Consider the following 21,013-nt stretch of genomic DNA (forward strand, 5'->3'; position numbering starts at 1 on the left):
ACTATGTCGAGCGAAACACTCACCGCATCCACACCGTGACCTGATTTCTTCAGATATAGAGCCTCACCGATCCGGTATCGCTCGACATAGTCAGGCAGGGTTGATAGTGGCGGCTATGTCGTTGAAGACATAGGCGCCATAGCACCGCAATGGAATTGCTCCACAATGGAGTCGATCCGTCGGTGATCGCTCTCTGGCTTGGGCATGAGTCTATCGAAACAACGCAGATGTACACACATGCGGATCTTCGTCTCAAAGAGAAAGCTCTGGCCCGCGTGGCCACCACTATCCCGGCTGCCGGGCGCTATCGTCCGGATGACAGTCTCCTTGCCTTCCTGGAATCGCTCTGATTATGCCGCATGGCCGCGTCGATCCAGGCCGATTTTTAAACCCAAGTCGTGATCGACGCGGCATAATCCGGGTGTCGGCATTATGCATGTTATGCCGATATCGGCATAAAATGCACTGGCTGGAGTGCAAGCGCTTCTCCCTTCCCTCGCCGCGGATGAGGCAGCTTATCCCGCCTATCCATCCGAATTCAACAGGCGCCCCCCCGCGGCCTCCTCGCGTCCCAGCTTCTGCTACTACCGGACGCCTGCCAAGTTGCGTGCCCTTGTCCTCCTGCGAAATGCGATGGCGGTCAACGCCGACAGGGCGACCCCGAACCGCACAAATCCGCTGAGATTTTCCGTAACGATCCTCCGGAGTGTCGTTTCATCCCGCAGCAACTCGAGCATCTGCCCTGCCTGCGACGGATCCATCCCGAGCGCCTGCTGACGCGCGAGTTCGGACTGAACCATGTCTTCCAGGAAATGCGGATACACGAATGAAATCGATACGATGTTGTAGGTGACGTATACCAGACCGGTGCACACGGCGATGATAAACCCGACGAGCAGCGCACTCCAGTATGTGGTATGTCCGTCGAGCACGTGCCTCCCGTAATAACGAGTGCCGACGGCAATGCTGGCGGCAAGCGCCAGCAGGGTGACAAGCAGGCTCCCCCGCGCGAAGTAGATGCCCGCCAGGTACAGCGCGACACCAATGGCCACCTGAATCAAGCCGGAGACAAGACCGATGGCAACCGCCGGTTTCCATTGAAACGTGTTCATGGTCATAAGCAATCCTCCTCTTTTGTATAATCGAACCAAGGTAGGGACAGGCGCTTCCCGTTACGGTTTTCTGGCGATCGCGCGGACGAGGCGCGAACCGGGGCCTCCCCAGTCGGCCGTCGCTTCGAACTCTTTATAAGACTCGATTTCAAAGGCGCTGAAAATGCTCCGCAACTGGCCAGGCCTGAGCGCCCTTATCCCCGCGGGCCTCGGTCGTTCCGGAGTGTCCAGGAAATGCTCGAAGACGATTCTGCCGTTCTTGCGCAAACCTGTGGCGAGTCTCTCAACAAATGCCGAGTCCGACATGGGCGCCCACGCAAAGGTGAGCACGATCAGGTCCCATTTCCCGGCGCCGAAATCAAAGTCGTCGTAGGAACCTTTGACGGCGGTGATCGCAACCCCCGCCTTCTTCGCGTTGGACTCTGCCGCCGCCAGCGCGCCGCTGGAAATGTCGAACCCGATGACATTCCAGCCCCTCTGCGCCAGGTAGACGGCGTTCCGGCCCTGCCCCATGCCGGCGTCAAGTGCGGTTCCCGGTTTCAAACCTTTGACGGCCTCGACCAGTAACGCACTTGGGGAAGTCGGGACATCCATGGATGGGTCCCCCGTGGGCTGCCTGGTGAACGCGCGATCGTAGTAGATCTCGACCGCTTCACGGCGGCTGAAGAACAGGTTCTTTATAATTCCCGCCCGGCGCTCGATTTCCTCGGCCGGAACTCCTTCCTGCCGCAGCTTGAGAAAGTAGTCTCGCGTGGGATTTGCTTCCCACGACGCGGTCTTGAACCATGCCATGAACTCGCGCCATACTTCCTCGGGGCTTCCCTGGCTATGCGCAGGCAGGCCGGCGAGGGTTGCAACACTGATGCCTGCGAGCAATACAAACAACAACACACGTTTCGTTTTTTTCATCGCAGCCACTCCTTCACGAATGAAATTGCATTTGTGCATCTTTGTTTCTTTTAGACGCCCGCCTGAGGTTCTGCATCCATGCTAAAAAGGTGGGAAAAAACAGGATTCCACTTTTGCGGTAGGCAGCGGAAAACAGCATACGGGATTAGGCGACAGCATAGACGAAGCGGAAAACCTTGAGCCGTGTATATTTTCGGAAAGAAATCTGTTAGAAATGGATCGTGCGTGCGATTCCTTTTTTGTTTTTTTTCGCCATTGCCGGTGTCGGCTGTATTTCCGTCGCGAAATCGTATGGTTTGCAGCGTCGGTACAGGCAGGAGTATCTGCCGGCCTACACTCTCTATCTCGGCGGCTGGGGAGTTCTGGCTCTCTTTGCGGTAGTTCATTTCATACTTGCAACTCCCGTGATACCTGCCGAGGCATGGGTTCGCATCACACTGGCCTTAAACCCGCTCGTCCACCTGATCGTGGCCGTGAGCATGTACTTCTACTCCTCTCTGATGGCGCAGCTCGCCGGCCGCAAATTGTCGAGGCTGTATAACATCCTCTATGCGGTGGCGTGGGGGGGCAGCGCTGTCGTCATAGCTATCGTGGCAGCGCGGCCCCCTGCGGAGATTTCGAACTATCCCCTCGTTCTTTCGGTGGCGCAGTACCTGCTCAGGACGGTAACGTTCCTGGGCTGGGGACTTTATCTGCTGCTGCATTTGAGGAAGATCGACGACCTTCTCGAGCGGAGGTTTCTGCGTAATTGGGTCATCCTGTTGCTGGCCGGCTACGCGAGTTTCGATCTGTCACTCAAGATTCCCCGAGCCTCCGACTACGTGATAGCGACTTTACAGGCCGGCTTCAACATTCCGGCCCTGTTTTACCTGTCCTATTTCCTAAGAAGACGCTCCGTAGAACGGCCGTTCGAGGCAAATCAGACCGACCTGAATGCGATTTTGGTTCCGCTCGGCGTTTCACCGCGGGAAACGGAGATCGTCGAATTGATCCTGAGAGGATTCAGCAACAAGGAGATCTCGGGCCGTCTTTTCATCTCCGTGGATACGGTCAAGAAGCATAGTTACAATGTCTACCGGAAACTCGGCGTTCAAAATCGGGTTCAACTCAGCTACTTTGTGCAAAATCGTCCTGGAGGGCCACAGAGGGGATGAGGTTGAAGCTGAGATCGGTCCCGAGAATATGCCCGGCTAACTTGGCAAAGTGGTGCTTGCCATACGCTTACACGATCTGCGCAGGGAAACTTGGACGCAAGGGCTGCCCCAACGAAGGCTCAGATGGCGACATGCTTTATCCTGCGACCGACTTTCTCGTCATGAACTCTCAGCGTTTCGTTCTCGAAGTGTCCACGCCCAGTCCGCCATCAACCTGTTTTGCAGCAACTTCCGCCCACCTGCGCTCCACGCGGCGTTCCCAGGCAAGCAACAAGTAGCCGTAGACCAATGTTTGAAGCACGATCTCTGGCAGGTGCGCCATGAATAGCCCAAGGTGAAAGGTTGTGGAATACACCCAATCTTCGATTACACCAGAGATTCCGGCTATCGAGCCGATGAGGAGAAGCAGCGACGCGACCACAAGACCCCCAGAGCGGGGCATTTTGAGAAGCGCGGCCCTTAGGGGGAATAGGGCGACGCCGTGCAGCACCCCGCGGACGATCTGCGCCGGCACGAACCAACGCCGCACAAACTCGCTCTCGGGATTGCGCAGCCATGGAAGCGCTTCCGCACCGGTCCAAAAACGTCTTGCCACGAACCAGTAAGACACTGCACCAATGACGAGGTAGGTGAGAACATGGAGTACCGTGCTGCGGACAGTGAAACCCACCAACATTCGAAAGATACCTCGCCTGTTCTGTGCCGTCATTTTCCACCTCCGTCTGACCCTTGGTCGCGTTCGAACGCCATGGATCCGCACATGACCGGTCTAGCTTGTAAGTAGAATGACCTGGGTCCCAACCCTGCGAGAAGCATGCAAACATAGTCGTGAGGGTTAGCCTTTCGCCTATTATCTGAGCGATTGGAACGGAATGCAACCGAGTTCATTATCGCGACTTGCCGAGGTATCCAGATCGGCGGGACAAGCCAATACGCGATCCGGAGATTGAGTTCGAGGATGTAACGACGCTGCGGGTCGACATCGTGGGGACGTTTCCTCGAACGCGACTTCAATAGCATGTCGGGGACTTCTACGGGTAGCGCGTTTTACGACCAAGTGCAAGATCCTCTGTTTCTTGGCGGATCCCATCATAGCGTCAGACCCACAAACTACGACCCCATAGTTAGACGTTTAGGGGCCGTTATTCATTACTGTCCGCAGCCGTTTGCCCTCATGTACCATCAAGTCATTGGTTTCCATGACGGGCGCCATAACCTCGAAATTCTCACTGGCACATGGAGGCGTCTCTCGGAATTTCGAGGTTATGGCGCCTGTCACTGAAGTTCCTGTGGAGGGGCCCAGCGATATAATCACATGCGAGGAGATCTACGAACGGCTTTGGCGCTACGGCACCGTCATCGAGTTCGAGCACGGCGCAAACTCGGCGGGGAAGCAGCTGTGCGCAACTACCTTTGCGACTCCGCAACCACCCCACGGTTCATGGAATCAGGAATAGGAGACTGACGACCCTGACCTCCAGAGCGCCAGCCCCATCGGCAGGGCCGAGGCCAAGAACTACTTTTTGCGGCCAAAAAACAGGCCCGATTTCTTGATGCTCCCACGCCTGGAAGTCTCCTGATCCGTACTTTTTCGTGCACTTCCGAACAGTCGCCGTGGTTATTTCCCGATTTGTCCCCAATTCGCAATCCACTCGATCGGGCAAATCGCTCTTCTGCTTCGATTGCATACCGCAACAAGCGGTTGCAGCAGCGGATTGTCACTTGTCAACCGATTCCTCATCCATCATCCTCAAAAAGCGCATGATCTGCTGGACTGTCTGGCCAATGCCGGGTTTCTGGATGAATTGGGCCGGGTGACCGACAATTCTGTTGTCGTGCACATAGGGCAGGCCGGTATCCGGGTTGATCATGTCAGCAATCACCAGTATCTGATTGAGAGCTCCGCCGGTCCCCACCGGGAAGCGGCCGCTTTCAAAAACCAGGTTGTTCTTCACTTCGGTTCCGGCACCTCCAAACTCCTTGTTCGACACAAGAACGATCACGCCACTTTCGCGCTCCGTGAGCCTGTAATCGTTGTGCATGATCACACAGTTCTCCACCGGATTCGGCAGAGGGGTTGTGGTGGGATACCCATGTATCGATTCAAGCCAAATGACCGGCTGCAACTCAGATCCATCCGGTATGAGCCTTCCCAGGACATTGTTCGAGAACGTCGTATCGGCCGTCGAAATCAGGGCGTGATTGTAAGCCTGCATTTCCGAAAGGTCGTTATCTACGATGATATTATCGTGCCCGTAGAAGGCTACGGCTATGGTAAGGCCGCACGTACCGGACATGGTGTTATCTCTGACGACACTGTGACTGAGACCTGTCGAGGTGCCCCCAAGACACATTGCCTCGGCTCCAGTATCAGGGGGGGAATCCATCTGTATGTCGTTCCCGCTGATAAGGACCGGGCCGTTGTCTCCCTGGACAAACTGATTTACCCACGGCGAGCTCGAGGTTTGCCTGTATCGTCTGAATCCTTTTTCAGGATCCGGATCAGGGCTGTTGAGGTTGGACCAGCCATAGATCAATATCGCCTGAGTGAACACACCGGGAGTCGTGATCATCAGGTTATTGGTGATTTCAAACGGATAGCGGACACTGTTGCCGAGCGAATCTGTCGGCACGACGGGCACATCATAGGGAAAAGTACTGATGGGTTGCAGTGTAAATCCGATCCATCGGCCACAGGCAGGGTACACTCCCCTGAGCACATTGTTATCTATCCTGACCGGGAAACCTGCGGAATTGTAGGCGAGGACGGGGTACGATACTACACTGATGTGATTCCTCTCCACCACAACAGGATGGTCGCTCGCCTGCCGGTTTGCGGATGAAATAAACATCCCGGTAGCGGCGGCTGTGGAAGTCAGTTTGAGTTCACGAACAGTGACGCCCGGAGCATTGACTGCGAACACCATCGCGTTACCGGAAAGGGTGGGAGAGAAGATGAATGGCCCCCCGCCACCGACGATTTTCGTCTTCGGCTCATCGAGAATAGCGTCCCAGCCATCGCCTGTCAGGGTGATGTCCGGACGCAGGAGTTTGATCACGCCACCCGTTCCGGTCGTAGTGCCTCCGAAGTTGAATGCCAAGGGATTACCGGAGACATCGGTGGATTTCATGATGACAGTCCCCGGTGAATCGACGTTGTCCAAAGCCCACTGCACATTTATCCTGTCTGTCGGATAGATACCGGTCGGATACACTTCATAGACCGCATTGCCCGCGGCTCCCAAAGCGATAGCGGACCGACCGGGCGCTTCGCCTGGTTCGGCTACACCTACCTGTGACATGGCAACCAGAAGCAGGGTAAATAGAAATCGGTATTTCATAAGAACCTCCTTGTATGGACGAAATTACACTTTTCTGAGCTCTACCCTATTAATGCGGGAATTGGCTTCGAGCGGGGTCACGGGTCACGATTGTTCCGGATTGCCAATTGCGGTGAGGGAAACGGGGTGCTCCGTTCCGCGTGCAGCGGCTATTCTGGGGCAATGTGAAAAATCAGCGTAGCGGTTTATTGCCGGACCGATCTATAATTAGAGAAACATAAGAGTTACCTTCGATTCCTGGAGACCGTTCCATGGGAGCCAATGCTCCGGAGGAAGTTACCAGGCTACTGCAGGCGTGGTGTCACGGCGACCGTGCCGCCCTCGATCAACTCATCCCCCTGGTGCATGACGAGCTCCACCGGCTTGCGCATCAGTACATGGCGCATGAAGCTGCCGGCCACGTGCTTCAGACCACAGCCCTGGTCAACGAAGCCTACATGCGGCTGATTGATGCAAGGCAGGTCGAGTGGCAGAACCGGGCGCACTTCTTCGCCATTTCGGCCAATCTCATGCGCCGCATCCTGGTCGATTTTGCACGCGCCCGCCGATATAAGAAACGGCGGGCCAGCACCCGGAATGCACACCTCGACCTTGATCGAGGACAAATCCCCCAATTTCAGGCAGGGCCGGACATCATAGCCCTGGACGATGCGCTGCAGGCGCTTTCAGCCTTCGATCCCCGGGGTGCCAGGGTGGTGGAACTGCGCTTCTTTGGCGGCCTTACTGTGGAAGAAACAGCCGAGGTGCTGGCAGTGTCGCCCAAAACCGTCAAGCGGGACTGGGCGGGCGCAAAGGTATGGCTTCTTGGCCAGATGAAACGCGGAGGAAGGGATTGAATCCCGAGCGCTGGGAACGACTCAAGCAGTTGTATCAATCCGCCCTGGAGCAAGAGCCGGGCGGGCGGACCGGATTCCTGTAGGAAGCCTGTGCCGGCGACGAGTCTCTGCGGGCAGATGTCGACTCTATGCTGGCGCGCCACGCTGAATCCCCGGATTTCCTGGAGTCGCCGGCCCTGCAGGCTGAGGCCGAGGTGCTGGCAAGGGACCTCGCGGATGACGGTTCCCATTTCCCCCATGGTTATTCCGCTTCGGGAAGCAAACTGTCGTCCCCTCGTTCCTCACCTTCCATGCGGCCGCCATGGTGGATGGTTTTCCTTGTGGCCGTCTTCGTGGCCGATTGCCTTTTGCGTAGTTATTGCCTGTTCCTGGGACCGAAGGGATTTGACTTCAGATTCCGGTGGGAAGGAGACCGGCCGGTCGTTTCGGCTGTGCCCCCGGGTTCTATTGCCGATCGCGCGGGCATCAAATCCGGAGATATCCTGCTTTCCCTGGACGGCCGGCCCGTCCGGCGCGGCAATTGGGCATGGATCACTCCGAATCTGGAAAGGGGCCGGACTTACCTCTTTGACATAGAGCGAGAGGGGAAACAGCGGCAGGCAAGGTATTTGATGGCGCGGGTCAACGTACTGGTGAATCGTGATTTCACTCTATGGCAGATCATCGGCATCCTCCTGCTTGCTACGGCGCTGCTTATTGCATTCGGCCGCCCGTATTACTTCCCGGCGCGGATGGGGGCACTGGCGCTGGCCACCCTGTCGATCAGCCTGATCCGATGGGGGAGCCTTGGGCCCCCGGGTTATGCGGCTATCTGGAGAGACTTGCCGCTTGTTGTGGGCGCCCTGCTGTGGATACCGACAGTCTGTTCCTATCTGGTGGGACCCATCCTTCTTACTTTTTTTGCCTTGTTCCCGCGCGCACTGTTTCGGGTGCGCTGGCCATGGGTGGTCATCTGGCTGCCGGCGCTCTGTTTCGTACCCGTGTTCTTCCATTCCAATTTCCTGATGGTGTACTACCCGCTGCAGGCTTACGGCAATCTCGTGCCTTCGAAGCTGCTGGTTTTCGGCGGTCGGCTCTATGGACTTTTTTGTCTGGCATCGCTCGGCGCGCTGACCGCAAATTATTTCCGGCTGGCGGACCCCAACGACAGGCGCCGGTTGCGGGTCTTGTTTATCGGCGGGGCGGCAGCAGTCCTTCCGGGGATCTTTAGATTGCTGATCTGGAATTCGGCGTCGCTGCCTGCGATCTGGAAGTGGGTGTCATCTGGGACTCCCGATCTCTTGCTCACTTTGATATTTGTTCTGTTTCCTGTCTGTTTCGCATACTCGATCCTGCGACACTGGCTGCTTGATATCCGGATCATCATTCGCCAGGGCGTGCGCTACCTTGCAGCACGGGGCGCTCTGCTCTCGGTCGTGCCGGTCCTGGGAGCTGTCCTGGTGGTGGATCTGCTTGTGCACGGCGACCAGCCGCTGATCGACATTCTGGAACTGCGCGGTTGGGTGTATGCCGCGTTGGGAGTTGCGGCAGTCACGGCTCATTGGCAACGCCGGCGCTGGGGGGATGCGATTGACCGGCTTTTCTTCCGCGAGCGCTACGACGCCCGCAGGCTCCTTCTTGAAGTCGCCGGGCACGCCCGGCAGGCGGGCAGTTTCGAGCACGCCGCCCCGGGCATCGTGGCCCGCATCGAGAAGGCGCTGCACCCCGAATTCGCGGCCATCATGCTGCGCCCGCCCGGGAACACGAGCTTTCAAACCCTCGCTTCGGCTCCCTCAGGGCAGGCTCCTCCCGCACTGATGGCGGACAGCAAACTGATCGCTTTTCTGCGCATACTGGCCAGGCCCCTGGAAGCAGGTGTGGATCAATCGAACTGGCTCGAGCGGCAACTGCCGCCTCGCGAGGTGGATTTCCTGCGGCAGTCGCGCATTGAAATCCTGATTCCGGTTGCCATGACGCCGGAACAAAACGAGGCGCTGCTGGTGCTCGGCGCCAAGCGCTCCGAGGAGCCTTATACGGGCGAAGACCTGGATCTGCTGGCGGCGATCGCCACCCGTCTTGCGCTGCTGCTCGCAATCCCGGCGGTTCCTCCGGCGCGCATCAGCGAGTCATTCGACGAGTGCCCTGAGTGCGGCACCTGCTACGACACGGGAACCGAACGCTGCGCGCATGATCGGATACATCTCACTCCCGTCCTCATGCCCCGGTCGCTCGTGGGACGCTATCGCCTGGAGCGCCGCCGCGGACGCGGAGGCATGGGTACGGTGTACGAGGCGACCGACAGGGCATTGGAGCGGAGGGTTGCGATAAAGGTCGTGCGTGAAGATTGGGTGGACAACGCCATTGCCGCTCAGCGCTTCCAGCGGGAAGCGCGCACGGCTGCCGGTTTTGACCACCCGAATGTCGTGACCGTGCACGATTACGGCGTCGAGGCGGGCACATGGGCATTTCTGGTCATGGAGTTGCTCGAAGGCTCCACGCTGCGCGAAGAAATCAGGCGCCTCAAACGGCTCGATCCCGCACGCACCGTCGAGGTGTTCCAGGGCGTATGCAGTGCCGTGCATGCCGCCCACAGCCGCCGGATGATCCACCGCGATCTGAAGCCTGAGAACATCTTCCTCACCCGGAGCGGCGATAATGGAAACGAGACGGTAAAAGTTCTCGACTTCGGCATCGCCAAACTGCTTGCCGCGGACGATGCGCCGGCGGCAACGCGGTCGGGAACCGAGACGGGCGCCGGCATCCTGGTTGGTACTCTGGGCTACATCTCGCCCGAGCAATTGCTCGGGGAAAGACCGGCAGTGTCCTGGGATCTGTGGGCGCTTGCCGTTGCCATCTACGAAACCCTGACCGGCGCCCTGCCATTTCCTGTTGAGAACCGGGAAATATGGCGACAGTCCGTGACCGCTGGCCGCTACACGCCCCTGAGCGCGCACCTGAAAAATCCTGCGCCCCGGTTGCAGGAGTTCTTCGCGCGTTCCCTGGCAATGGATCGCACAAGGCGCCCGCAATCGGCAGCGGATTTTTCCCGTCAAATGGAGCAAGCTCTGACGTAGGGGAATCGAGCTCGCTTCGCTCACCAAATTCAAGGGCTACTGGAAAGTGGAGACGTCGCCCTGTTCGGCTTGTCTCCAGGGCAACTTGCGGCATAAAACCAGCGAGCAAGTCGATCAGCCCGAACCTTTGCCTTTCCTGGCCATCTGGAAGGACGCCGATGCCGATATCCCGATCCTGAAAGAAGCCGAAGCCGGGTATGCGAGATTGAAGTAAGCGCGGTCAACCTGACGCCGTTTAGCAACGTGTCTGAGCACAGGTCGCGATATAAGAAACTGAGGCTCGGCTACCTGGACGTGTCGGTATATCGGAAAGATGACTTGGATTTAGACTCCCAATACACGAGCTTCAAGGCAGCTTTGGTTCCATGCGGACGAATAACCGGTAACTGTGAATGCTCGTTATCGACGGTCAGTCATTGTCAGTTTCCGCGAACGCCGTGCCTGGCCCACAATCCGACTTGTCCAGTTTGCCGACAATACGTCAACCGAGACTGACGCCTTCCCGCCCGCCGCCCATCACCGAATAATCGAATGCCATGTTGAATGACCAAATAGAATTTTCTTGACGCGGCAGGGAGTGATTATGCTATTCCTAGATAATCTAGGAGTTAGGGATATGAAAAAATCAGATGCCGATCTTCTTCAGGGTACGCTGGACCTTCTCATTCTCAAAACTCTTGCGCTGGAATCAATGCATGGTTATGGGGTGTCTTTGAGGATTCAGCAGATGTCCGAAAATGTGCTGCGGGTTCAGCAGGGTTCATTGTACCCGGCTCTTTATCGACTCGAGCAACAGGGCCTGATTGCCTACGACTGGGGTGTTTCCGAAAACGGTCACAAGGCGAAGTATTACAGCTTGACCAAGGCGGGACAAAGACGACTGAAGGATGAAACCGCGAGCTGGGATCGCTTGTCCTCTGCCGTGATGCGCATTCTTCAAACAACATAAGGATAACTGCAGATGTTATGGCGCACCTTGATCAACCTGCGTTTTCGTGAGCTTTTCCGAAGAGAGCGTTTCGAAAAGGAGATGGACGATGAGTTGCGTTTCCATCTCGAATCGATGATCAAGAGCAACATCCAGGCGGGGATGACTCCCAAGGAGGCCCAGCGTGCGGCGCGCCTCGCTTTCGGCGGCGTCGATCAGATAAAGGACGATTGCCGCGATACGCGCTGGATGCACTGGCTGGACCAATTCTGGCAGGACTTGCGATATGCCCTGCGCATTCTGTCGAGAAATCCGCTCTCTGCCCTGATCACTATCGTCCTGATTGCGGTCACCATAGGATTATTGTGCGCTGCCTACGCAGTTCTGGATGCCGTCGTTCTTAGAACATTGCCGGTCCCGCACCCGGAACAGTTGGTGGTGATAAATCCAACGGCACAGATTGACTCCTCGATTTATGACGTGCTCCAACGGGAGCGTCAGAACATATCGCAAATATTTGGCCTGAAGAGTTTGCGTTTATTTGGCAGTGCTGCAGGCGCCACTCGTTCTTTTTCGATCTATGGAATCAAAGGGGACTACTTCGGTGCCGTGGGCGCCATTCCTCAATTGGGACGATTTCTGGCTGCCGATGAACAGAATGCCGTGGCGGTCATCAGCGATCGCTTGTGGCGCAATGAATTTGCTGGAACTCCGGACATTCTTGGCCGGAACATGAAATTGGGTTCGTTGGAAGTCACGATCGTCGGAGTCGCGCACCGCGACTTTATCGCCGTGGAAGAACCTTATTTGGAATGGGATGCGATCGTACCCTGGGACATATTTTGCCGGGCTCTGGGGACTAAACGGATGCCGCTGCAAATCGTTGCGCGACTTAAAGTCGGCAAGAAGGCCAAGGAATATGAGGCGCAGCTCAATTCTTTGTGGCCCGCTCTTTTGCAGGCTACTGTTCCGCCTAATACGACACTCCAGCAATGGGGCGAGAGTATAGGTCCGCGGGCTCAGGTTGTATCCATCAGTCATGGCATCAATTATGTTCTGACAATGCAGCCGTCCATTCCACTTGCGATCTACATGATTTTCGGCTTATCCATATTGATCTTTTTATCAGGCTGCCTGGCCCTGGTTTTGCTGGCGATAGCTCGCAGTATCAAATATCAGCACCAGACGGCGATCATGTTGGCGATTGGCGGAGGGAGATGGCATGTACAACGGCCGTTCTTTTTGGAAATTTTGATTCTTTCCGGGCTGGGATGTGCCATTGGTCTCGCCATCGCCTGGTGGTGGAGCGGGCTGGGCAATTTTTTTTTGCCTGATTCCCAGTCCCAGTCCATAAATTGGCACGTGAGAATTGATGGCCAAGCAATCAAGCTGGCACTGCTAATGGCGATGTTTTTCGTCGGGATCATTTCTTGGGTCACCCTGACATTCGGTTTCGGCAATATATCGAGCCGGATACTGCAGCACGCCAACTCTGCGTCCCGGCCGAACGTTCGCCTGCGTACGGGCATGCTTGCCTTACAGATAGCGATTTCGGTGCTTTTAGTCCAATGTGCCCTGTCTTTCATCAGCACCTATTCAAGACTCCTTCACGTCCCTTTAGGATTTGATTTCGAGAATCTGCATATCTACCGACTGCAGGGCAAATTGCCAAAACCTAACGTCCCCGACAACTATTTTCCTGATTTGATTACGCAGATACAACAATTGCCGGAGGTTGAATCGGCCGCAATCACATTGAGCCCACCGCCATTGGCTTTCCCGCTCGAATTTAGACAACCGGTTAAGACCGAGGATGGGCGCGAAGCGCAGGCGACGATTGTATGCATTTCATCCGGTTATTTTCGCGCACTAAAATTGCCGCTGCTATTCGGCAGGGACTTTTCCTGGACGGACCTGAACACAGCGATTGTCAATCAAACATTATTAAAGAAACTCTACCCCGATCAGGATCCGCTGAGGCACACGATTGCCTTCGGCAAATCCGGCACTCGATTGCAGATCATCGGGGTGGTAGGAGAAATGGCCTATTTTGGACCTCGCTGGAGTAATTCGACGATTGCATTTGTGCCCTACGTTGCTCCGCCGCGGGGTGGCGTTAGTTTCATGGTTCGATCGAAACGCAATCTCGAAGAGCTCAGACGGCCTGTTCAGACCGTGTTAGATCCTCCCGGAGTTCATTACATTTACGATTCCGTAGACCAGAAGACCCTCCTTTCGAATTCGCTGCAGCAGGAGAGAATGCTGGCCACTATCGCCGGTGCATTCGGCGGTCTGATCGTGCTACTGGCTGGAGTGGAACTCTACGCTTTTTGTAATTACCTTCTCGCCATGCGCACAAAGGAATTGGCAATCCGGGCCAGCGTGGGTGCAGGCCCCGCTCAACTTGCGGCTGCCCTGTTAAAGGAGGTCGTGAGAGCTCTTGGGATCGGCTTAACCATCGGATTTATGGTGGCACTGGCCGGAGAACACGTTCTTTCCAATCTGGCCAAAATCATCAATCCGCCTGAATTTCCATACCTGGTGTTTGCACTGGTGGTCGTTACTGGTGTGACGATGAGTGCTGTATTAATGCCGATTTTGCAGGCAATTCGTATAAACCTGGCTAAAGCGTTGCGCGTGGATTGAAATAGCGAAACCAAGTTGACGGGAAACGCGTTACCCATGGATGAAGAATCTCCGATACTTGCGCGAGTCTTGTTTTGGGAACCTTCCAGGCAGTTGGCTACGAGGAACCAAAACTGCTCCGAAGCTTTGCGACCAAGTACGACTGGTTGTGCAAATGTTCGGCGCTGGATTCCCCGGCTGGGCCCTTGGCGTGGGGGCTCACTATAAATTGCGCCCTGCTCGCCTTGTCTTGTTCCGCATTTGTGTCCAACACACGGGAGGCGGACTGGCCACTCGGTTGACGAGACACGAATCGGACGGCTGAACGAGGAAATGGCGCGAATGCACCCTGGCGCGGACAAGTCACACCGGACAGCGGAAGTCAGTGCAGATTCCAGGCCCGTAACAGCATTCCGCTCCAAGACTATGAATTCTCATCGTGCTTGGATCTCTGGCGCAGTCGGGCGCAGTCAATGATATGATACCTATAACTCGGAAGCCGTAGCCACCAACGATGCCGAACGTGACAGTTTGACTCATTGCTTAACCCGCTGCATCCAACCGTCAGGTGCGTGAAGCATTCAGTTTAGTTCTCTTGTGCGTCAAGGCACTGCGCCACTGCCATGATAGCCCGGCGTGGCGGATTCTTGTTCTGAAATCTCCATTTCATCACGAATCAGCTCGGTCACATGGCGGTATAATGCTAGATCTCTATCAAAAGTGCTCCGGCAGATAATTGTCGATCATGAAGCGGCACGGCGTCCGGAGCACTTTTGATAGAGATCTAGCGTTTTACGTCCATGTGAATCGAAACGGCGCCGCGCCAAGAAAAAGGGAACCAATTGCCGGTGAGAAGAGTATCCTTCTGATATGACCATCGTGCAGACCGACGAACCGACTCCTCAGAAGCCGCTCCGGCTGTGGCCCGGCGTGGTCGCCGTGGTGCTGCAGTGGCTCATCAGGTTTGTTGTCCCCATCGTCGTGCCCGGGGCCGTTGTTTTCGCGGTGCTTGGCGGACTTTTCGGCGGATTGGCTATCGCCGTGTGGTGGGTGTTCCTCAGCCGGGCGCCTTGGTCCGAGCGCTTGGGCGCCATCATCGTGATGATAGCCGCTCTGTTCGCGACATCGCGCATCCTCCACGAGTCTATTGCGAGGGGGGCGCAGGGGATGTTGTTCGTCGTCCTCGCTATCCCGGTCCTGAGCCTCGCCTTCGTCGCGTGGGCGGTGGCCAGCCGCCGCCTCTCGGACGGACCTCGGCGCGCGGCGATGGTCGCGACCATCCTGCTTGCGAGCGGAGGGTGGGCGCTTGTCCGGACCGGTGGGATGACCGGCAACTTCGATAACGATTTGATGTGGCGGTGGGCGAAGACTCCCGAGGAACGCCTCTTGGCCCAAGCCGCCGACGAGCAGGCGGCGCGCCCGGCGGCTCCGGCAGTGCTCCCGGCGACTCCGGCAGTGCTCCCGGCGACTCCGGCAGTGCTCCCGGCGACTCCGGCAGTGCTCCCTGTGGCTCCGGCAGCAGCGGACACAGGTGCCGACTGGCCCGGCTTTCGCGGACCCCATCGCGACGGCATCATCCCCGGCGTGCGGATCGAGACCGACTGGTCTGCGTCGCCGCCGGTCGCGCTATGGCGCCGGCCGATCGGACCGGGTTGGTCGTCCTTCGCGGTCCACGGCGACCTCCTCTACACGCAGGAGCAGCGCGGTGGCGACGAGGTTGTCGCCTGCTACAACGTGACCACCGGCAAGCCGGTGTGGAAACACCGCGACGCGGCCCGGTTCTGGGAGTCGAATGGCGGCGCCGGTCCGCGCGCGACACCGACCCTCAGCAACGGTCGCGTATACACATTTGGTGCGACCGGAATCCTGAACGTGCTCGACGCTCGTGACGGCGCCGTCGTGTGGTCGCGCAACGCGGCGTCCGACACCGGCACGAAGGTCCCGGGCTGGGGCTTCGCGAGCTCGCCCCTGGTGGTCGACGACGTCGTCATCGTCGCCGCCGAGGGCCGACTCGCCGCATACGACCTCGCCACCGGTAATCCGCGCTGGGTCGGCCCGGCCGGCGGCGCTGGCTACAGCTCGCCGCATCTATTGACGATCGACGGAGTCGCGCAGGTCCTACTGGCCAGCGGAGCCAGCGCAATCAGCTTCGCGCCTGCCGACGGCACGCGGCTTTGGGAGTACTCTTTGCCGCCAAGCGTCCCCATCGTGCAGCCGGCCCTGACCGCGGACGGCGACATCCTGATCAGCACCGGCGGAGCCAACGGAGGAAACGGCATCTGCCGGATTGCAGTCGCGCACGGATCCGGCGGATGGACCGTCGAGGAACGCTGGACGTCGATCGGGCTGAAGCCTTACTTCAACGACTTCGTAGTTCACAAAGGCCATGCCTTCGGCTTCGACGGAAGCATCCTCGCGTGCATCGACCTCAAGGATGGCACGCGCAAGTGGAAGGGCGGACGGTACGGCAACGGCCAACTCGTCCTGTTGCCCGACCAAGACTTACTGCTGGTGCTGTCGGAGGAAGGCGAGCTGGCGTTGGTCGCGGCGGCCCCCGATCGGTTCACGGAGCTCGCACAGTTCCCGGCGATCGAAGGCAAGACCTGGAACCACCCGGTGCTGGTCGGCGACGTCCTGCTGGTTCGCAACGGCCAGGAGATGGCCGCATTCCGGCTGTCCCTCGCGCGCCGCTGACGCGGGTTGTCATCTGGGTGGGATGGGGACTGACGACAGCAACTGCTTGAAAGGGCTGGCAGAACCGCAGGTCAGGTGCCTGTTTGAGAGGCCTAAAACAAAAATCGGAGGCCGATTTTTCAATCTAAGATCCGCATCCGAGGCGTTAGAGTAATTCCCGATCGTACGTGTCCCACTCTCCTGGGCTGTCGAAAATTGCCGCGCATGGTCATCGGTCTTAGGTTCAATAATCAGGCCTGTTTTGTTGATGTAAACGGGAATTTGAAGGGTGAAGAATTATCAAAATACTGACCGGTCAGCACCTTGCCGTTGTCAGTCCCCCATCCCCAACGGGAACAGGAACACTCTGCAAAGGCGGAGGGGTAGGAAGAATGGGCTGTCATTTCGGGTCTGGACTCGCTGCCTGAATCTGTGGTTTTCAGGTTTTTCCGGTAGACGCAGGTTTGATCACTTTTTGATCTTCGGCTGCACGAGCTTGTCGAGGCTTTCCACCGAAAACACGAGATATTCCGAGTAACGGTGGCGATTCCTATAAGTCAGGCCGTTCCACTCCATGGTAACCAGGACTTCACGCGGAAGCCAGAACGCGTGCGGGCTGTCCTTGAAACGGACTTCATTGAACCAGATTTCCGTAGTCTGCCTGGCCAGCATCACATCGTTTCTGGGCGCCAGCAGATCGGTTCGCATCCGCAGGATTTGATGCGTCTGGGGATCCACCCAGGCCAATCCCTAATATGTCTATCTTAGTGCAGGTGAATCAGTGCCGACAGACAATTCTTGGGAGAATCTCCGGGATTTGACCGTTTAACACAAAAACCGCATCACCGAATGGGCGCCAGTATTGGGAGGCCCGGCATCCCTACTCCGCCGGAGGCGCCTATGTCGACTTTATGATGTCGGGAGTCAGCCTGCCTCCATCCTTCCCAAACCTGACACCCCGCACTCACTCGCAACGCAACGCCTTAATCGGGTCAATCCGGGTTGCCCGCCGTGCCGGAAGATAGGCGGCAGTCAGGGCGACCACGATGAGCAAGACGGCAATTGCGATAAACGTCTCTGCGTCATTGGCGCGCACTCCGTAGAGCAGGCTCACCATGACGCGGGTCATGACAAGAGCTACGGCCAATCCTATGGCTACACCCAACAAAATCAAGAGCGAGCCCTTCTGCATGACCAAGTGAAGGACATCCTTGCGCTGGGCGCCGAGCGCAATTCTCACTCCGATCTCGTGAATGCGCTGGCTGACTGCAAATGCCATCACGCCATAGACGCCGATTGCGGCCAGGACCAGTGCCGCACCGGCGAACAACACGAGCATGATCAGCATGAAGCGCCTCTGAGCCATGGATTTCGACAGCCTTTGCTCCATGGTCATAACATCGTAGAGAGGCAGGTTTTTGTCGATAGCCCTGACCTCCTTCCGCAATACTTCTACGAGCGCGAGCGGGTCTGAAGAAGTCCTGATCGCCACTGCGGACAGTGAGGAAAGACCAGGCTGGTAGATCTCCATCTGCGGCTCCTGCTCCAGACCCCAGTTTCTAATATCGCTCACGACGCCGATGATCTCCCGTGGCGCGGTTTCCGATGCGACGGTCATTCGCCGGCCGATGGGATCTTCATCAGGCCACAGACGCCGAGCCATGGTCTGGTTAATAATCAAAATGGGAGCGGCCCCCTCGACATCCATCCGAGTAAACGGACGCCCGCGGATCAGCGTAATCCCCATGGCGCGGAAGTAGTCGGCACTCACGGTGAACTCGCCGGCGAATCGGTCGCTGAAGTTCTTTGCTGCCGGCTTCCCTTCCGCATTAAAGAGAACCAGAAAGTAAGCCGATGTCTTGCCGAGCGGAAGGTTGCTGGTTGCGGCGGCGTGCACCACGCCGGGCAGTTTCTCCATCCGCTCGAGGAGACGCTGATAGAAAGCGGTGCGCTGGGAGGGCTGTGGATATGCCGACCGAGGTAAGTCGATGGCCATGCTCAGCACATTTTGTGGGTTGAAACCGGTCCCGGCCTGAACCAGTCGCAGGAGACTCTTGATCAGAAGCCCCGCCCCAACCATCAGAATAAGCGCGAGCGCAACCTCAGCGACGACGAGATGGTGTCGAAGGTTGCCGGATCTCGATCCCACTCCCCAAGGACTGCCTCCTTTAAAAGCTGCGTTGAGGTTGATTCGAGTCGCATTCAGAGCGGGCGCTAACCCGGTCAGGATCCCTGTGAGCATCGAGAGTCCCAGTGCGAACCCCAGCATCCAGATATCCAAATGAATCTCGGTGAGCCTCGGTATTTCCGTTGGCGCGGACAAGATGAAAAACCTCAGTCCGTAGCTGGCTACAAGGATCCCGAAAGCGCACCCGGCTGCCCCCAGCAGCAAGCTTTCCGTCAGCAACTGCCGGACCACGCGGAATCGGCCTGCGCCAAGAGCTGCCCGAATCGCGATTTCTCTCTGCCTTTCCCCCGCGCGCGCGAGTAGCAGGCTGGTGACATTGGCGCATGCGATGAGCAACACAAAGCCGACAGCTCCGAACAATACCAGGAGACCTTTTCGAACCGTCTTCACCAGCTGATCCTGGAATGGCACTACTGACGATGTGGATGAGACGTATGTGCGTCCCGGGTGCTCGCGCTTCAATGCCTCCATCCTTGCTTCCCAAAATGCGGCCAACTCAGCGCGCGCTTGTTCAAGTGACGAATCCGGACGTAGGCGGCCTATGACCTGGTATTTCGTGGCCCCTCTCAGGACACGCGCAGCGGATCCTGCCACAGGGAGCCAGAGATCCGCGCCCTCCGGAAATGAGAATCCTCGTGGCGCCACGCCGATCACTGTGAAGCTCTTCCCATTCAGTGAGACGGCCTGCCCAATGAGATTCGGATCAGAGCCAAAACGCCGTAGCCAGAGACCGTGACTCACGACCACGACGGCATTCCTGCCCGACCGACCTTCCTCAGCAAGGAACATTCTGCCGAGCCCAGGTTGAACCCCGAGTGTGGTGAAAAAATTTGCCGAGACCTCCGTCACATCGATCCGCTCAGGCGCTCCTGCAGAGATGAGGTTAATCCCAACGACCATGGTATTATAGAGGGCCAACTGCTCAATCGTGTGGATCTGATCTTTCCAGTCCAGAAGATTCTCAGGAGTGAGCCCATTGCCGTTTATATACACCGGAGCCCCAGGAAGGGCCACCAGGCGTTCCGGGTTCCGGTAAGGAAGGGGTCGAAGGAGAACTCCATAAACCACGCTGAATATCACACTGTTCGCGCCGATTCCAAGGGCGAGGGTTAGGACTGCGGCAATCGTGAATCCCGGGCTGCGGCGCAGCATTCGGATGCCGTAACCAAGGTCTCGCCCGATCTCGTCGAGCCATCGTATCCCGCGCGTCTCGCGGCATGCCTCCTTTGTCTGGTCCAATCCACCAAGTGCGATATGAGCATGCCGCCGCGCTTCCTCGGGGCCCATCCCGCGCCTGAGGTTTTCCTCGATCTCCATTTGCAGGTGAAATTCCAGTTCCCGATCGAATGAGGACTCCGATCTTGAAGGTCGCATGAGGTGAATCACCCGCCACAAAAATGCTCGAATTGATTCCAGCATTGTTTCCTCCGACTACGTGCCCTCAAGGACTCGATTGATGATCGCCATCATGCGCTCCCAGCTCTTGGTTTCCTCGCGGAGCTGCTTGCGGCCGGCTTTTGTGATGGAGTAGAACCGTGCCTTCCGGTTGTTGTCCGAGGTGCCCCATTCTGCGATGATCCAGCCGCGCTGCTCGAGGCGTAAGAGCGCCGGATATATGGTCCCCTGCGATAGCTGGAGCGCATTTTCTGACGCCTGTTGGATCCGGCGCGCCACGCCCCAGCCGTGCATCGACCCCAGCGATTCAAGGGTTTTCAGGACGAGCAGGTCGAGTGTGCCCTGCAGAACTTCAGATTTTGATTGGGTCATGGGGATCTCCTGTCGACGGTCGTAAGAACACCTTAATTCCACTCCGGCTGGCTGTCAACAAAAATCCAGAAATGGAAGACTGATCATTGCGGGTTGGCGTCCAGGTCCGTGACCCGGCTTAATCGTGCATCGCAAAAACATCCCGGAATGTTGGCAGGGCAACGGAGCTTCGTAAGGAATGGGAAAACGGCGAAACTGGAAACTACAGCCCTCGCAGTCCAGAAGTCCAGGTCCCGTTCTGGGAAGGTACGCCGCCAGCACTTCCGACCACTTGGCAGTCGGCTACTCGGAAAATGGCATGCAGCATGGAATCTGACATCGCGTCATCGGGAAGGAAGTCCGGATTTGTCCGCTGGATTCGTCCGAAGAAATGCCTTCCGTGTGTAGTGCGTGTGTAGTAACGTATCGATGTTTGGGGGTGTTTGTT

The 21,013-nt window shown here is 57.3% G+C and carries 14 protein-coding genes and 1 pseudogene; 8 read left to right on the forward strand and 7 right to left on the reverse strand.

All coding sequences use genetic code 11. The features are described 5' to 3' along the window. The first annotated feature begins 134 nt into the window (after positions 1-134). Positions 135-350 (forward strand): annotated as a pseudogene (locus tag LAP85_23510) (tyrosine-type recombinase/integrase). 234 nt (positions 351-584) lie between these two features. On the opposite strand, the gene LAP85_23515 reads toward LAP85_23510, so the two are convergent. After that, a complete protein-coding gene (locus LAP85_23515; protein ID MBZ5499377.1) occupies positions 585-1,118 on the reverse strand; it encodes a DUF4199 domain-containing protein in 534 nt (177 codons plus the stop codon). A gap of 54 nt (positions 1,119-1,172) precedes the next feature. Then, on the reverse strand, positions 1,173-2,021 hold the full coding sequence (locus LAP85_23520; protein ID MBZ5499378.1) for a methyltransferase domain-containing protein: 849 nt from the start codon (positions 2,019-2,021) through the stop codon (positions 1,173-1,175). 221 nt (positions 2,022-2,242) lie between these two features. Between LAP85_23520 and LAP85_23525 the strand changes: the two genes are divergently transcribed. Next, positions 2,243-3,175 carry a helix-turn-helix transcriptional regulator gene (locus tag LAP85_23525; protein ID MBZ5499379.1) on the forward strand — a complete coding sequence of 311 codons (933 nt, stop codon included), beginning with the start codon at positions 2,243-2,245 and terminating at the stop codon, positions 3,173-3,175. Positions 3,176-3,344: 169 nt separating this feature from the next. Here the strand turns inward: LAP85_23525 and LAP85_23530 are convergent, their stop codons facing one another. Next, positions 3,345-3,884: a hypothetical protein gene (locus LAP85_23530; protein MBZ5499380.1), complete on the reverse strand. Its 540-nt coding sequence runs from the start codon at positions 3,882-3,884 to the stop codon at positions 3,345-3,347. A 556-nt stretch (positions 3,885-4,440) separates the two neighbouring features. On the opposite strand from LAP85_23530, the gene LAP85_23535 reads away from it, so the two are divergent. After that, positions 4,441-4,632: a hypothetical protein gene (locus LAP85_23535; protein ID MBZ5499381.1), complete on the forward strand. Its 192-nt coding sequence runs from the start codon at positions 4,441-4,443 to the stop codon at positions 4,630-4,632. A gap of 261 nt (positions 4,633-4,893) precedes the next feature. Here LAP85_23535 and LAP85_23540 read toward each other — a convergent pair whose 3' ends face one another. Continuing rightward, a complete protein-coding gene (locus LAP85_23540; protein MBZ5499382.1) occupies positions 4,894-6,516 on the reverse strand; it encodes a hypothetical protein in 1,623 nt (540 codons plus the stop codon). Between the two features lie 251 nt (positions 6,517-6,767). Between LAP85_23540 and LAP85_23545 the strand changes: the two genes are divergently transcribed. The 5 genes from LAP85_23545 (at position 6,768) to LAP85_23565 (ending at position 16,652) form a co-directional block, all read left to right on the forward strand. Then, on the forward strand, positions 6,768-7,352 hold the full coding sequence (locus LAP85_23545) for a sigma-70 family RNA polymerase sigma factor (protein ID MBZ5499383.1): 585 nt from the start codon (positions 6,768-6,770) through the stop codon (positions 7,350-7,352). A gap of 128 nt (positions 7,353-7,480) precedes the next feature. Next, positions 7,481-10,405: a protein kinase gene (locus LAP85_23550; GenBank protein ID MBZ5499384.1), complete on the forward strand. Its 2,925-nt coding sequence runs from the start codon at positions 7,481-7,483 to the stop codon at positions 10,403-10,405. Positions 10,406-11,021: 616 nt separating this feature from the next. After that, the gene (locus LAP85_23555; protein ID MBZ5499385.1) at positions 11,022-11,354 is read left to right on the forward strand and encodes a PadR family transcriptional regulator; all 333 of its coding nucleotides are present in this window, start codon (positions 11,022-11,024) and stop codon (positions 11,352-11,354) included. 12 nt (positions 11,355-11,366) lie between these two features. Next, positions 11,367-13,979: an ABC transporter permease gene (locus tag LAP85_23560; protein MBZ5499386.1), complete on the forward strand. Its 2,613-nt coding sequence runs from the start codon at positions 11,367-11,369 to the stop codon at positions 13,977-13,979. Positions 13,980-14,828: 849 nt separating this feature from the next. Beyond that, positions 14,829-16,652, forward strand: coding sequence for a PQQ-like beta-propeller repeat protein (locus tag LAP85_23565; GenBank protein ID MBZ5499387.1), 1,824 nt, complete (start codon positions 14,829-14,831; stop codon positions 16,650-16,652). 447 nt (positions 16,653-17,099) lie between these two features. On the opposite strand, the gene LAP85_23570 is transcribed toward LAP85_23565, so the two are convergent. From LAP85_23570 to LAP85_23580, 3 genes are all read right to left on the reverse strand, one after another. Beyond that, on the reverse strand, positions 17,100-17,369 hold the full coding sequence (locus LAP85_23570) for a hypothetical protein (protein ID MBZ5499388.1): 270 nt from the start codon (positions 17,367-17,369) through the stop codon (positions 17,100-17,102). Positions 17,370-17,595: 226 nt separating this feature from the next. Beyond that, complete coding sequence (locus tag LAP85_23575; GenBank protein ID MBZ5499389.1) at positions 17,596-20,193, reverse strand: ABC transporter permease; 2,598 nt, start codon at positions 20,191-20,193, stop codon at positions 17,596-17,598. Positions 20,194-20,250: 57 nt separating this feature from the next. Further along, positions 20,251-20,586: a PadR family transcriptional regulator gene (locus LAP85_23580; GenBank protein MBZ5499390.1), complete on the reverse strand. Its 336-nt coding sequence runs from the start codon at positions 20,584-20,586 to the stop codon at positions 20,251-20,253. Between the last annotated feature and the right edge of the window lie 427 nt (positions 20,587-21,013).

Source organism: Terriglobia bacterium, from assembly GCA_020072565.1.
In the GTDB taxonomy this organism is placed as follows: domain Bacteria; phylum Acidobacteriota; class UBA6911; order UBA6911; family UBA6911; genus JAFNAG01.

What these genes read in the sequence shown, in the direction of transcription:
- LAP85_23555 (MBZ5499385.1), top strand. Translation starts at nt 11,022, where the DNA reads ATGAAAAAATCAGATGCCGATCTTCTTCAGGGTACGCTGGACCTTCTC.
- LAP85_23515 (MBZ5499377.1), bottom strand. Translation starts at nt 1,118, where the DNA reads ATGACCATGAACACGTTTCAATGGAAACCGGCGGTTGCCATCGGTCTT.
- LAP85_23565 (MBZ5499387.1), top strand. Translation starts at nt 14,829, where the DNA reads ATGACCATCGTGCAGACCGACGAACCGACTCCTCAGAAGCCGCTCCGG.
- LAP85_23540 (MBZ5499382.1), bottom strand. Translation starts at nt 6,516, where the DNA reads ATGAAATACCGATTTCTATTTACCCTGCTTCTGGTTGCCATGTCACAG.
- LAP85_23575 (MBZ5499389.1), bottom strand. Translation starts at nt 20,193, where the DNA reads ATGCGACCTTCAAGATCGGAGTCCTCATTCGATCGGGAACTGGAATTT.
- LAP85_23530 (MBZ5499380.1), bottom strand. Translation starts at nt 3,884, where the DNA reads ATGACGGCACAGAACAGGCGAGGTATCTTTCGAATGTTGGTGGGTTTC.
- LAP85_23520 (MBZ5499378.1), bottom strand. Translation starts at nt 2,021, where the DNA reads ATGAAAAAAACGAAACGTGTGTTGTTGTTTGTATTGCTCGCAGGCATC.
- LAP85_23580 (MBZ5499390.1), bottom strand. Translation starts at nt 20,586, where the DNA reads ATGACCCAATCAAAATCTGAAGTTCTGCAGGGCACACTCGACCTGCTC.
- LAP85_23535 (MBZ5499381.1), top strand. Translation starts at nt 4,441, where the DNA reads ATGGCGCCTGTCACTGAAGTTCCTGTGGAGGGGCCCAGCGATATAATC.
- LAP85_23560 (MBZ5499386.1), top strand. Translation starts at nt 11,367, where the DNA reads ATGTTATGGCGCACCTTGATCAACCTGCGTTTTCGTGAGCTTTTCCGA.
- LAP85_23545 (MBZ5499383.1), top strand. Translation starts at nt 6,768, where the DNA reads ATGGGAGCCAATGCTCCGGAGGAAGTTACCAGGCTACTGCAGGCGTGG.
- LAP85_23550 (MBZ5499384.1), top strand. Translation starts at nt 7,481, where the DNA reads ATGCTGGCGCGCCACGCTGAATCCCCGGATTTCCTGGAGTCGCCGGCC.